This window comes from Nitratireductor alexandrii (genome assembly GCF_004000215.1).
Lineage (GTDB): Bacteria > Pseudomonadota > Alphaproteobacteria > Rhizobiales > Rhizobiaceae > Mangrovimarina > Mangrovimarina alexandrii.
The window spans coordinates 39,662-51,732 of the sequence record NZ_RBVY01000012.1; the positions used below are offsets into that span (position 1 = coordinate 39,662).

Below are 12,071 nucleotides of genomic sequence, written 5' to 3' on the forward strand. Positions count from 1 at the left end.
CGCCTCATTCCGCGTTCAGTTCCGGGAGGGTGAACTCCATGAACCGCTGTTCCTCGGCGATGGTCGCGGCATCGATGACGCCGCCGGTGCCGTCGCCCACGGTCTGGATCGCTTCGAGCTGCCACATGGCCACGAGCGCGATGGCCAGTTCCGCCGTCACACGGGTGTTGAGATCGACGCTCTCCTTCAGCTCGTCCATCTCGTCGATGAGCCCGACGAGCCGGTCGACGCGTTCGAGGGATTGTCCGGCATCCTCGTAGCTGTTCTGGGCCGCAGCAGAAACCAGCGCGCCGGTCGTGGCCATGGTCGCCACGCGGCCCGCGCCGGGATTGCCGCTGCGGGCCATTTCGGCGAGTGTGTCCTCGTCAAAGCCGAGATCGGCCAGCACCCTGTCCATCTGGGTTTCGATCTCGCTGGCACCGGACCCGGTGAGCCCGGAGAAATCCCCTGTCTTGATCGCCTCGATGGTGGCGATGATGTCGCCGAACTCCTGGTCGAGCAGGCCGTTCAGCTCGTCTTCCATCTGGGTGCGGATGATTTCCGGGAGTTCGGCGAGGCGGGTCAGCGCCTCATAGGTCCGTTGCAACTCCGCGAGCTGATCCGTGAGCGTGGCAAGCTGTTCGCGGAGTTGCACGAGCTGCTCGTTCTGCAGGATCTCGTCTTCGATCATCTGCCGGAGCTGCTGGATGTTCTGGGCGATGTTCTGGGTGTCGACGACGGGCACGCCCTGCGCGTTTGCCGGGGTGACGGTCAGAACCGGCCCGATGAGCGTCAGGGCGCTGGCAAGGGCCAGAGCGCGGAGCGGGGCGGCTGTGACAAATCTATGGGGCATCAATCCAGGTCCTCCAATGTGAACTCCATGAATTCGTTCTCGGCCAGACGGGCGGCGGCCTGGGCCAGTTGGGCGGCGCTCAGCGGCCGGGTCCGTGCGGCTTTGAGGCGAATGCGGGCCGCCATCAGCCGGACGAGCTCGGCGCGGGCATAGGTGTTGAGCGCCATGCTCTCCTGGACGTCCCGGGTCGTGCCGATCCGGGTGACGATGTCCTGGACGCGCAGGGCGGCCTGCCGGATGGCGGCGGGCGAATTGCTGCCGTAGAAGGCGGCCCCGAACCCGCTGAGCGAGAGATGGGCGTTGGCGAAGAGCGCGGGATCGATCGTGCCGAGTGCCTCGATCCCGCCGATCCGCGCGAGATAGAGGTTGTAGCGTTCGGGGATGACCGTGACGTAATGCCGGGTCTCCTTGAAGGGCGGCACGCCGCCATATTCGAACACCCGGCCCGGGCCCGCGTTATAGGCCGCGAGCGCGTTGATGATATTGCCATCGAAGGTGGCGAGCTGCTCCGCGAGGTAGCGCGCCCCGCCCGCCACCTGCAGATAGGGGCTGTCGTAATATTCCGGATTGATCCCGAGATCGCTGGCGGTGTCGGGCATGATCTGCGTCAGGCCGAAGGCGCCCACGGGCGAGCGTGCGCCGATGGAGAAGCGGCTCTCCTGCCATATCAGCGCCTGCAGCAGCGCGCGCCATTGCACGACGGAAAGACCGGCCCGGCCGACACCCGCGAGGCCCGAGGTCTCCCGGGCGACCCGGATGATCAGCTGTTCGATGTTTTCTGCCGTATCCCCGAACATACCCGCGCCGCCCGGATTGGGATCGACATCGCCGGAGCCATAGACCGCCTCTGCGGACCGGTCCGGATCGCTGCCGCCTCCCTCGAGGTCTGCGACCATGTCCGGCAGTCCCTGGCCGCCGAAGCTCGTCTGCGCGTCGAGGATGGCGCGCAGCGTGGCGAGCTGTTCCCGTTCGATCTCGGTCAGCAACTCTTCGACGGTGAGTTTCTCACGCTGGACGGCGAGGTCGGCGTCCCGGTCGCCCGTCTCGACGATATCGCGGGCCGTCAGCCCGGAATCGTTGGTGGGCACGCCCTGGGCGAGCGCGGCCGCCGGAAGGAGAGCCGCCAGGAGGATATGTGCGACCCTAGACCTCAATGCCGTCTTCCGGGTTTCCGATGGGTGTGAAGATGCAATCCGGCTCGACCTGATCTAGCGAGGCGTGGAAGGCGAAGCAGTTGGCCTGGGGCTCGCGATATTCGGCGCAGGAAGAGAGAACACCGAGTGCGGCGAGGAGGATGAGGGGTCGGATCATGAGAGCCTCCAGAAATCAGGACGGTTGCGGTAGTCGGCCCCGGCGAGGGCCTCGCCCTTCTCCATGCCGCCGAGGATGGTGAGATAGGGGCCGAGCGCCGAGAGGTCGGCGTCGACCACGACCGAGCCTCTGTCGTCGCGGATGAGGGCGAGGCGGCTGTCGCTGCCAGTGTTCAGGAGCACGTCGAGCTCCTTCTCGAAGAGGTTCAGCATCGCGTAGTCGGACGCATGCGCCCGGATGTTCGGAAGCAGGATCTGCGTGGGCACCGCCTCGATGATGGTCTTGCCCGTCCGCGTGCGCTCTAACTGGCTCGCATATTGCGTCATCATCACGGCGACGGTGTTTTGCTTTCGCGCCGTCACCAGCCAGTTCGAAAGGCGTTCGGCGAAATATTCGTTGTCGAGCGCCTTCCAGGCCTCGTCGATCGCGATGATGGTGGGTCGCCGGTCCTCGATCTCCCGCTCGATCCGGCGGAAGAGATAGGAGAGCACGGCCATGCGTTCCTTTTCGCTCTCGCTGTCGAGAATGCCGGTCAGGTCGAAGCCCACAACATCGCCATCGAGGGAGAAGGTGTCCTCGAGGCTCTGGCCGAAGATCCAGCCGTACCGGCCGTCCTCGGTCCACTCTAAGAGCCGCTGGTGAAGGTCGCCATTGTCATCGGTCGAGACAAAGAGCGAGGCGAAATCCCTCCAGTTGCGCAAGGCGGGGTTGCTGGCAGTGGCGTTCTGGCGGACCACCTCCTGGATGCGGTTGGCCTGGGCCGGGGTCAGGGGCTTGTCGGCGCGATAGAGGAGCGAGGCGAGCCAGTCCGAGAGCCAGGCCGTGCCGCGCTCATCGATCTCGGTCCAGAGCGGGTTGAGACCGGTCGCCTGTCCCGCCTTGATCGACGCGTAGCGCCCGCCATTGGCGCGGACTGCCATTTCCATGCCGAGCCGATAATCAAAGACGAAGATGCGCGCGCCGACGCGCCGGGCTTGTGTCATCAGGAAGGCCGAGAGGACGGATTTGCCGGAACCGGGTCGGCCGAGAATGAGAGTATGCCCGCTGGTGGGCTCCTTCTCGGGCGAGCCTTGCTCGTGATAAGAGAAACGATAGGCGCTCTGTTCCGGCGTCGGGAAGAGCGTGATCTCCTGGCCCCAGGGCAGTTGGTGTTTTTCCTTCCCGAGCTGCGTGCGATGCAGCGCCGCGAAATCCGCGAAATTGCGGTTGGTGACCGCACTGGCGCGGACGCGTTTCGGCTGGTTGCCCGGATGCTGGCTGAAATAATGCGATTTGGCCGCCATGCGCTCGCCGATCATCTTCACGCCCTCGGCCGCGGCGGCGTTGACGATCTCGGCCCCGAGGGACTGGAGCTCGTCAAGACTGTCGCAAAAGACCGTCACCACCATGTGGTGCTCGCCGAAGCTCTGGCGCTTGGCCTCGAGATCGTCATGGGCGATGTCGAGCGCTTCGAGGAGCGAGAGCGCGGCATCCTGGGAGGCCTGCATCTGGCGTTTCTGGCGTTTGATCCGGCCCGCCATCAGGTTCGAATTGATCGGCGTGAAGGAATGGGTGACGATCATGTCGACCGGCAGGTTCAGCATGTCGAACATGGTGCAGGTGGTGGCCTCAGAGTATTCGCCGATGGTGAAGCTCTTGCCGAACCGGTGACCGACCACGCCACCCGAGAGCTCGAAGTGATCCTCCAGAAACGTCACGCGGGTATTGGCGACATTGTAAGCGAGGAACCCGTAGCGGTTTGCCGGGTAGAGCGGCAGTTCGCGGCCCGTATTGAGCGCTCCGAGGAAACCGACCAACTCGCCGGAGGCGGCCGAGAGGAGGCGGGGTTTGAGCTCGGCGAGGCCCGAGGTGAAGACCCCGACCGCCTCCCTGAGACGCCGCACCCGTTTCGCGGTTTCCTCCTTGAACTGCTCCGGCGCAGAACGGTTCACGAAACCCAGGAAACTCTTTGGCGGCGGGCGGTGGATGATGGTCAGCGTCAGGGTCTTGTCCCGGAGACCCGCCGATCCCAGCCTCAGACGCCAGGCCTCATCCACGGCGTGAGCGAAGCCGTCACCCCGGACAGGGAGGAGGTCCGGGGTGATCGACTTCGAGACCTTGTGCACGTAGTAGCTGAACTCGGGGCCAAGCTGCGCGATGATCCGGGCGAAGAGCGCGGTCACCTTGTCGAGATAGACGTCGTCGGTGGTGTAGCTATTCACGCCGCCGAGGCGGATGCACTGGAAGAGCTCGTTGACCCGGGTCCGGACGGTGTGGTCATTGACGAGGCTGACGTAAGGAAGCATTTGCGCGAGGCGTTTTTCCCGCGCATACCAGTCCGGCAGCAGGGTGCGCTCATCGTAGCTTTCGTCCAGAGCTTCTTTATGGGGCATAGCTGTCGCCCCCGTGGACGGTGCGGTTCCGCGTCGGCGGGGTCTCCTGGAGCGACGTCATCATCACGTCGATGAAGCGCGGGTCCCAGTCCGCCGCCTTCCAGAGGATCGGATAAAGCACCGCTGCTATCCCGAGCAGCACCATGTGCTGCACCCAGACGAAGAGCAGCACCGAGCCGAAGAGCCAGACCATCGCATACATGATCGGCAGCCCGAGGAGTTTTGGCGGGCGCACAAGGCCCATGAAGAGGGGGGATCGCTGTGCCACGTGGTCGACCCCTTACGGCGTACCACCACCAAAGACGGCGGCAACAATGGTCGGCGCTGCTGCGACGCCTGCAATGCCAACCAGCACCCAGAGTGCCTGGCGCAGGTCGATGATGTTGAAGAACCAGCTCAGGAAGACGCCAAGGACGGCGAGGGTGGCGATGACTACGCCCAAGGGGCCGGTCAGCGCGTCGACGATCCCCTGCAACAGGCTCTGAATCGGCGAGAGGTCTATGCTTTGTGCGAGTGCCGGTTCGGCGAGGACCACAAGGAATGTGGCAAGCGTGACAAGGGTTGCGACGGGGCTTTTCAAAACATCTATCCTTCCAACCGGGTGAAGACGGCCAGCACCCGCTGGACGTGGGAATGGGTTTCCTGAAACGGGGGAATGCCGCCGTGGTCTCGCACGGCGTCGGGACCGGCATTGTAGGCAGCAAGGGCGAGGCGCACGTCGCCGAACTCGGACAGCATCAGCGCGAGATAGCGGGCCGATCCGTCGAGGTTCTGCCGCCAGTCATGGGGATCGACACCGAGCGCGCGGGCCGTGTCCGGCATGAGCTGCCCGAGCCCGATCGCTCCGGCACGGGAGCGGGCGCGCGGATCGTAGGCGCTCTCGATCTCGATATTGGCCCGATAGAGGTTGAGCCAGTCCGTGACGGTCAGGCCGGCTGTTCGAAGACCGCCATGGCTCGCGTAGCGAAACCCGGTCTGCTCGATGGCGGCCAGAATGTCGGGGCCGGGCACCGGCGCTCGAGGTGCCGCCGCCGCGATCCGCAACGCCGCGTCCTCGTCGGCGTCGCCATCCTCGCCAAAGATACGCAGCCCCTCCGAGGCCGATCCTTGCCCGATCCCGTCATTGTAATTGCGGGCAAAGCTGGATTGCGCCCGCGACGGGGAGAGCGATCCATCGCTCCCCATCACCAGCACCATCTCGGCCGACGCCGGAAAGCTCAGGACGGCGAGAAGAAGGGCGCTAACCCCGGCTGGCGGCGATCTCCTCGCCGGAGAGCTTCTGGACTGTCCGCTTGCCTTCCTCGAGCGGGATGTCGGCATGGGAGAAGCCGATGCCCTGCAGGAAAGATATGACTCCGGTGACGGTCCTGATCTCGCGGATCTTGATATCGTTGCGCGATGTCCGGGTCCGGGCGGTAACGAGGAGTTTTTCGACGCCTTCGTCGCTGACCGCGCGCAGAATCCACACCCCGTGCCAATTGGGGCCTTTCTTGAAGGCGTCCTCCTTGCAGACAATTTCGACGCGATAGCCGCTGGCGACCAGATCGCGGAATCTGGGTTCGGTGACCACATTCGGAGCTTCTTTTTCTAGGTCCATCACCCGGATCACGTTCTCCATATAGGCGAATGACCGGGCCAAAGATGTTGAAGCCCAGACATACAATGATATAGCTTTGACGCACAAGATATATTGACCGCGCGACAAGCGGATTCTCGCTCACGCAATGGATAGACCGAGCGCATGCGATTGATCAAGAAATATAGGGGTTTGGGTAACCTCCGGTTGTGGCGAGCCCGCGCATCGCAGGCAATACTTCTGCTCGTGCTATCCACGGGGAATGCCACGGCCGAATCCTGCCTTGCCCCGGTTCGCCCCTATGTGCCGAGCGACGCCCGAGCAGCGCGGGATTATGCCGATCTCATCCGGCGCGACTTCGATCTCTATATTCGCGATATCCAGAGCTATTTCCGCTGCCTGGAAGCGGAACGCGCGCGCGCCTTTGAGGAAGCGCGCGAGGTGAGCGAGGAATATGGACGGTTCCTGGAGACGATCGATCGGTGACGTCTGGAAGCGCGAACCCGTCGCGGATCTATCGGCAGCGACCACGAAGGCATACGAAAGAACAGGTTTGACCGCGCAGTCCATAATACGCTCACAATATCCACTTTTTAGATAATCTACAAACTGGATTAGCCCGTTCACAAGAGGTTTGTGACGCGTGGCTAAGACGATCAGGAGTTCGGGACATGAGGCGCTCCGCGATGCATTGATCGCGGCGAGGAAGCGTGCTGCGCTGACGCAGGCCGAACTCGCGGAGAGGCTCAGATGCCACCAGTCCTTCGTCGCCCGGGTCGAGAGCGGGGAGCGCAGGATCGACGTCATCGAGCTGATCGTGCTGGCGCGTGCCCTGGGGATAGAGGCTGGTGAACTGTTGTCGGTTGCCGAGGGCGCGACGGAGCCAGATCACAGGATCTGAAAGGGAAGTCGGCGTCAGTCGATGGGACGCTGGCCCAGGGTTTGCGACACGGTCATCACAGGCTGGTAGTGGTCAGGGCGGCGAACTCGCGGAACGCGGGGAAGACATCCCTATAGTATTGCGCGGGTTCTTGCAGTGACTGGCAGCGCAAGCACACCGACGCGCCAGTTTTGAGGGCCCCGGGTCATGTCGACGGATGCTTCGCACCTTCCCGCGCGACGTGCAGGCACGAAGTGCCGGTCAGTAGTTCACCTGTTCGTAGCCGTAATTGCCCTCGTAATCGCGCCAGTCGACGAAGACTGACCGGTGAAAGATGCCCGGGCAATGCTCTCCCCAACGTTCAAGGCCCACATGCGCTTCGGGCAGGGCCGTCAGTGAGGTCGGAGCCCAGGCGAAATCGCCCTGAACCCCGTATGTCCCAAGGCGGACCGTCGCGGATCGATTGCAGTCTCCATCCCGGCCGGATTCATGCTGTCGCGCATATCGCACGTCATAGACACGGATCGAGCGCACGAAATTGAACTCGGGGCCACTGATATCGATGTCCGCCCGGTCCTGTGCCAGATGCAGCGCGAGCCCGTTTGGCAGATTACGGCGTCGATCGGCGTCCAGAGTTAGTATCGCCGGTGTTGCCTCCGATCCAATCGATGGCCGACTCTCGGGTAGACTTTGGGGCAGGGGGGCATTGTCGAAGAGAATGTCGTAGAGGCGCCCGCCGTGGCCACCATCACCGCTTGGGTGGTACGACGCACCCATCGGGCAGCGCCAGATCTGGAGCGGCGGTTCGACGGGCCAGGGTGTTATCCGCCGAATGAACTCGGCGCGGGCGCGAGCGCAGGGGACGGATGCTGGCCATCCGCCAGACAGACACAGCAGGATCGCGCAATCGATCGGGTAGGATTGTGCAGCTGCGCGGTTCGCGCCGCCCAGGATCGGGAGAGTGCTGATCAGGGCTGCAAGAATAATGCGGGTGATTGAGCGAAGCATCGGCGGGGTCCAACAGGAGGAAGGCTTCTCGCATCATTCAGCAATAATATAGGAATGTCACGTTAAATATATCAATGATGGGTCGAGCCTGTCGGACGTCTCCCATTCAATCTACTTGGGTGTCCCACCTGCCGCGAGTCTATCAAGAAGCGCCGTGATCTCGTCTGTGGTCACGGATTTGGCCATGGCAAGAACCTCAGGGTCCAAGGGCGGCTCGATGCGCTCCGGCGCCAGATCGCGTCGCAGCCACAGGACGCCAAGCTCGAGCGTGTTCCAGAGATAAATCCAGCCGACCGTCAGGTTCGCCGTGCCATCAATCAATCGGGCAATCGCCGTGCCTTCGTCCCGTCTGGTGTTCATGAGTAGCGCCTTTCCATCAGGCTTTGGGCGGCCGTGAGGCGGGCCAAAAAATCCCGCGGTCGCGCAGCTGAAATAAAATGCCAATTGTCGATCACAAGCGGTCCTTTATCGCCGCTTTGATTCACCACATGCTGTCGCCAAGATCTCTTGCGAGAGTCTTGAAGCTCTTAACTCAAATATCTGATATGTCTGATCTCCGGCATCCTGTAAGCCCTTGCACAACATTCACATTCTACCCCGAGGAGAGTCCATTTGGTAATGCCGTGTCGGCGAATTGTCGCTGGCATGAGAACGTCGCGAACTCCTAAGCGCCGTTCAGGTCGGCAGGGTACATCTTCGGGTGCCGTATCGAAGACGATACTATAACTTTGTCGAAGGCACGTGCCCGCGCGGTTCGTGCTGCTGAGGATGGCAGTGTCCAAAGTGCGCTTTCGCTCGATAGTTAGGGATATAGGATCGCGCACGTAGACCGGGCGGCCCTGGCTTCGGCGGTTCAGGCCACGAGGGCGATCATTACCGAGCACGGGTAGGAAAAGGGCGGCACCGGCAATACCGGTGCCGCCAGTCGGTCGTCCACAGGGAGGTTGTAGAGGACGAATTCTACAGCGAAATTTGGGGCAAGCCAAAAATCGCATAATTTGTCTTATGTACTATCTTTGACCAGTCTCCGGTCAGACGGGCGATACCCGGTTGATCCAAGTGCGGTCGAGATCGTGCACGGATCTGCAGCCCATCAGGATCAGCGCGCGCCGCATTTCCTCTTCGAAAATGCCCAGGATGTTGCGCACACCGGTTTCCCCGCCAACAGCGAGACCGTAGAGATAGGGCCTGCCGATCTGCACAACCCGGGCGCCGAGGCACAAAGCCCTGATTACGTCCGTGCCGCGGCGCACGCCACCGTCCAGGATGATCTGGGTCTTGCCGCCCAGTTCGGCGCCGATCCGGTCCAGGGCGGCAACGGTGGAGCTGGCACAGTCGAGCTGCCGCCCGCCATGGTTGGAGATGATGATCCCGTCGACGCCGACCGTGGACACGGCCGACACCGCATCCTCGACGTCGAGCACGCCCTTGATGAGCATCGGGCCTTTCCAGAGGTCGCGCATCCAGCGGATATCGTCCCAGACCAGGTCGGACTGCATGAAACGCGCCTGCCTGGTGTGGGTTTCTACCGTGGTGTTGATGCGGCTGCTGACGCCTTTCTCATAGTTCGCGGCCCCCAGGCGCTGGTGTTTGAGAAGATTGTACCACCAGACCGGATAGCGGACCGCATCGAACACGGTCGAAGGGAAGATGGTCGGCGGCATCGCCATTCCATTGCGGGTTTCGCCCTCGCGGTTGCCGCGCACCGGGACATCGGTCGTCACGACCAGGGTCGAGAACCCGGCGGTGCGGGCGCGGTCGAACATATGCTGGACGAATTCGGTATCGCCGAAAGGATAGAGTTGGAACCAATGGCTCCGCGCGGTGGCCTGTCCCACTTCCTCGATGCTGTAGGACGACGCGGTGCTGAGCACGCTGAGGGTGCCTGCGGCCTCGGCTGCCCGCGCGACGCCGACATCCCCGACCCAGTTCGTCAGGGCGGACATGCCGGTGGGCGATGTCATGACGGGGATTGCGAGATCGGAGCCAGCCACGGAGGTCGCGAGGTTGACGGCGCTGACCCCGGCCAGCGTTCTTTGCCGGAGTGTCCAGGCCCCGAAATCGGTCCGGTTGGCCGCCAGCGTTTTCTGATCGTCGGCACCACCTTCGACATAGTCTCGCACAACGGCCGGGACGCAGCGGTGCATGCGACGTCGGTAGTCTTCAACATTCAACAACTGGTTCGGCTTTCTCGCCTTGAATGTGAACCCTTTGAACATGGCGCACTGCTCCTCCCCGCGCGTTGTCAGCCAGCGTCACCGGTGCCGCCGACGGCCCGGGCGCGGGTGCGCAGGGCGGGAATGCGGGCGGCATCGGCAGCGAGGCCGCGGGTGACATAGGCCCGGTCGCTGTTGAGCGCGACGAGGCCTATGCCGAGGTCCAGGAAGGTTTCGGCATGGGATGGGTGGATGCAGATCGAGCCGATAATCTTCCCGTTTGCCTGGCCGGCGGCGACTATGCGCGCATAGGCGGCGTCGAGCTTTTCATGGCCGTCGAGCGCATCCTGCCGGGTCAATCCGATCGACAGCGCCAGATCGACGGGGCCGATGAAAATCCCGGCCAGCCCATCAACGCTTGCGATGCGTTCGACCTGGTCCAGACCTTCCTGTGTTTCGATCATCGCAAGGCCGAACACCTCGCCCGGATCGGCGTCGTAGCCGTTGCGGATCGTACCGAAGGATCGGGTGCCCTTCGGCGGATAATAGAGCGCGTCGGCGATGTTTTCGGCGTCTTCGACGGTGTTCACCATGGGCACGATGACGCCGGAGGCGCCCATGTCCAGCGCCCACATGATCAGCCTTGGTTCGTTCCAGCCGACACGGACGATCGCGGGAGTCTGTGCCGCGGCCATCGCGTGTAGCAGCCCTTCGAGATTGCCCTCATGGATCGCGCCATGCTGCATGTCCAGACAGCACCACGCAAAGGCGGAGGCGGCGAACAGCTCGGCCGTGGCCGGGCTTGGCACGCTGAGCCAGGCACCGAAGGTCACACCCGTTTCCTGCCAATCCTTGAGCGGCGTCACATCTCTTACTCCATGGGCGACCCCGGCGTGCAGGGCGTCTGGGTATTCATATTTCGGGATTTCACTATGATCGTTGATGTATCAACTTGTCAATCCGAGAACCGAAGTCGAGATGTGCTGCGGGCAAGTCCGTTACCTGCTCCACGGTTCGATCCATTGGTAAAAATCTTCATATGCAGGCATATATGAGGAAAGACGGCTGGTCCGGAAAAAGGGAAAGCCCGACGTACCGCCCTGGGCCGGAACGATGCGGGACCATGCGCCACTTTTAGAAAATGAGATTTCGCCCGGACCGGATTTCGTCCGGGCAGACCCGCGGCGAAATGCGGGGTCGCTACTGGTCCACAGCCATGATCGACCCCTCGGGGTATCGGCGCAGAATGGCTTCATGCACTTTCGAGAGATGATCGTTCATGATGGTGATCGCGCCGTCTGCATCATGATTTCGCAGGCATTGGACGACCTGTTCGCGGGATTCGACGACCGAGATCGTCGCCCGGATGTCGGCGGCCCGAACGAAGCGCCGTACCACTTCCGCCAGCGGTTCGGTCAGCAGCATGAGCACCATGTTCTGGGTCGATTTTGCGAGCAGCGAATAGAAGGCCGCCGTCAGCTTCATCTGTTGTTCGTGTTCGCGGTTTTCGATGGCCTGGCGCGACAGAACGAGATTCTCGTCCAGCTTCTTGAAATCGTCTTCGGTCGCCCGCTGCGCCGCCATGCGCAGGACCACTTTCATGATCTCCTGCCGGGCCTCGGTGAGGTTGTCGAGCGAGATGCGGCCAAGCGCCAGCATGTCGCGGATCGACTGGGTGACACCGTCGAAGCTGCCCTCCCGCACGAAAGCCCCGCCATGCGCGCCCTTCTGGAGCCCGATGAGACCGGCACTCTCGAGGTTTCTCAACGCTTCCCGAACCGCGTTGCGGCTTACGCCGAATTGCAGCGACAGTTCCCGTTCCGGGGGAAGCTTGTCGCCTGGCCGCAACCTACGCGCTTCAATCTGTTCGCGAATCTGTTCACTGATCACTTCGAACGTGCGGGCGGTCGTTACCGGCTTGAACATGGTTTCACAC

General features: G+C 62.7%; 15 protein-coding genes. 2 read left to right on the forward strand and 13 right to left on the reverse strand.

Annotated features, from left to right (window positions below; all coding sequences use genetic code 11):
- Window positions 1-4: 4 nt before the first annotated feature.
- The 8 genes from EP380_RS21280 to EP380_RS21310 are packed head-to-tail and all read right to left on the reverse strand — an operon-like array spanning window position 5 to window position 6,133.
- Window positions 5-832 carry a type IV secretion system protein gene (locus EP380_RS21280; RefSeq protein ID WP_127600637.1) on the reverse strand — a complete coding sequence of 276 codons (828 nt, stop codon included), beginning with the start codon at window positions 830-832 and terminating at the stop codon, window positions 5-7.
- Window positions 832-1,920 (reverse strand): lytic transglycosylase domain-containing protein, encoded by a 1,089-nt coding sequence (locus tag EP380_RS21285; RefSeq protein WP_127600639.1) that lies wholly within the window; start codon window positions 1,918-1,920, stop codon window positions 832-834. The genes EP380_RS21280 and EP380_RS21285 overlap by 1 nt, the downstream gene beginning before the upstream one ends.
- Before the next feature lie 55 nt (window positions 1,921-1,975).
- Window positions 1,976-2,143, reverse strand: a complete 168-nt coding sequence (locus tag EP380_RS23655; RefSeq protein WP_164749941.1) for a hypothetical protein — start codon at window positions 2,141-2,143, stop codon at window positions 1,976-1,978.
- Window positions 2,140-4,515, reverse strand: coding sequence for a VirB4 family type IV secretion/conjugal transfer ATPase (locus EP380_RS21290; RefSeq protein WP_127600641.1), 2,376 nt, complete (start codon window positions 4,513-4,515; stop codon window positions 2,140-2,142). The genes EP380_RS23655 and EP380_RS21290 overlap by 4 nt, the downstream gene beginning before the upstream one ends.
- Window positions 4,505-4,783, reverse strand: coding sequence for a VirB3 family type IV secretion system protein (locus EP380_RS21295; protein ID WP_127600643.1), 279 nt, complete (start codon window positions 4,781-4,783; stop codon window positions 4,505-4,507). Before EP380_RS21295 ends, EP380_RS21290 begins: the two co-directional genes overlap by 11 nt.
- Before the next feature lie 12 nt (window positions 4,784-4,795).
- Window positions 4,796-5,095, reverse strand: coding sequence for a TrbC/VirB2 family type IV secretion system protein (locus tag EP380_RS21300; protein ID WP_127600645.1), 300 nt, complete (start codon window positions 5,093-5,095; stop codon window positions 4,796-4,798).
- Window positions 5,096-5,100: 5 nt separating this feature from the next.
- The gene (locus EP380_RS21305; protein WP_238719975.1) at window positions 5,101-5,700 is read right to left on the reverse strand and encodes a lytic transglycosylase domain-containing protein; all 600 of its coding nucleotides are present in this window, start codon (window positions 5,698-5,700) and stop codon (window positions 5,101-5,103) included.
- A gap of 55 nt (window positions 5,701-5,755) precedes the next feature.
- The gene (locus EP380_RS21310; RefSeq protein WP_238719976.1) at window positions 5,756-6,133 is read right to left on the reverse strand and encodes a hypothetical protein; all 378 of its coding nucleotides are present in this window, start codon (window positions 6,131-6,133) and stop codon (window positions 5,756-5,758) included.
- Window positions 6,134-6,256: 123 nt separating this feature from the next.
- On the opposite strand from EP380_RS21310, the gene EP380_RS21315 reads away from it, so the two are divergent.
- On the forward strand, window positions 6,257-6,577 hold the full coding sequence (locus EP380_RS21315) for a hypothetical protein (protein WP_238719977.1): 321 nt from the start codon (window positions 6,257-6,259) through the stop codon (window positions 6,575-6,577).
- A gap of 157 nt (window positions 6,578-6,734) precedes the next feature.
- The gene (locus EP380_RS21320) at window positions 6,735-6,992 is read left to right on the forward strand and encodes a helix-turn-helix domain-containing protein (RefSeq protein WP_127600649.1); all 258 of its coding nucleotides are present in this window, start codon (window positions 6,735-6,737) and stop codon (window positions 6,990-6,992) included.
- A gap of 240 nt (window positions 6,993-7,232) precedes the next feature.
- Here the strand turns inward: EP380_RS21320 and EP380_RS21325 are convergent, their stop codons facing one another.
- The 5 genes from EP380_RS21325 to EP380_RS21345 all read right to left on the reverse strand — a co-directional run bounded on the left by EP380_RS21325 (window position 7,233) and on the right by EP380_RS21345 (window position 12,061).
- The gene (locus EP380_RS21325) at window positions 7,233-7,979 is read right to left on the reverse strand and encodes a hypothetical protein (protein ID WP_238719978.1); all 747 of its coding nucleotides are present in this window, start codon (window positions 7,977-7,979) and stop codon (window positions 7,233-7,235) included.
- 111 nt (window positions 7,980-8,090) lie between these two features.
- Window positions 8,091-8,339, reverse strand: a complete 249-nt coding sequence (locus EP380_RS21330; protein WP_127600651.1) for a hypothetical protein — start codon at window positions 8,337-8,339, stop codon at window positions 8,091-8,093.
- A 671-nt stretch (window positions 8,340-9,010) separates the two neighbouring features.
- Entirely contained in the window at window positions 9,011-10,198 is a 1,188-nt protein-coding gene (locus tag EP380_RS21335; protein ID WP_127600653.1) for an alpha-hydroxy acid oxidase, read from the reverse strand.
- Window positions 10,199-10,224: 26 nt separating this feature from the next.
- Entirely contained in the window at window positions 10,225-11,001 is a 777-nt protein-coding gene (locus tag EP380_RS21340) for an HpcH/HpaI aldolase family protein (protein ID WP_164749942.1), read from the reverse strand.
- 334 nt (window positions 11,002-11,335) lie between these two features.
- On the reverse strand, window positions 11,336-12,061 hold the full coding sequence (locus EP380_RS21345; protein WP_127600656.1) for a FadR/GntR family transcriptional regulator: 726 nt from the start codon (window positions 12,059-12,061) through the stop codon (window positions 11,336-11,338).
- Between the last annotated feature and the right edge of the window lie 10 nt (window positions 12,062-12,071).

Bases quoted from the DNA above. Each gene is read 5' to 3' on its own strand.
- EP380_RS21330 (WP_127600651.1), bottom strand. From the start codon at position 8,339: ATGAACACCAGACGGGACGAAGGCACGGCGATTGCCCGATTGATTGAT.
- EP380_RS21315 (WP_238719977.1), top strand. From the start codon at position 6,257: ATGCGATTGATCAAGAAATATAGGGGTTTGGGTAACCTCCGGTTGTGG.
- EP380_RS21335 (WP_127600653.1), bottom strand. From the start codon at position 10,198: ATGTTCAAAGGGTTCACATTCAAGGCGAGAAAGCCGAACCAGTTGTTG.
- EP380_RS21305 (WP_238719975.1), bottom strand. From the start codon at position 5,700: ATGGGGAGCGATGGATCGCTCTCCCCGTCGCGGGCGCAATCCAGCTTT.
- EP380_RS21280 (WP_127600637.1), bottom strand. From the start codon at position 832: ATGCCCCATAGATTTGTCACAGCCGCCCCGCTCCGCGCTCTGGCCCTT.
- EP380_RS21325 (WP_238719978.1), bottom strand. From the start codon at position 7,979: ATGCTTCGCTCAATCACCCGCATTATTCTTGCAGCCCTGATCAGCACT.
- EP380_RS21345 (WP_127600656.1), bottom strand. From the start codon at position 12,061: ATGTTCAAGCCGGTAACGACCGCCCGCACGTTCGAAGTGATCAGTGAA.
- EP380_RS21310 (WP_238719976.1), bottom strand. From the start codon at position 6,133: ATGGAGAACGTGATCCGGGTGATGGACCTAGAAAAAGAAGCTCCGAAT.
- EP380_RS23655 (WP_164749941.1), bottom strand. From the start codon at position 2,143: ATGATCCGACCCCTCATCCTCCTCGCCGCACTCGGTGTTCTCTCTTCC.
- EP380_RS21290 (WP_127600641.1), bottom strand. From the start codon at position 4,515: ATGCCCCATAAAGAAGCTCTGGACGAAAGCTACGATGAGCGCACCCTG.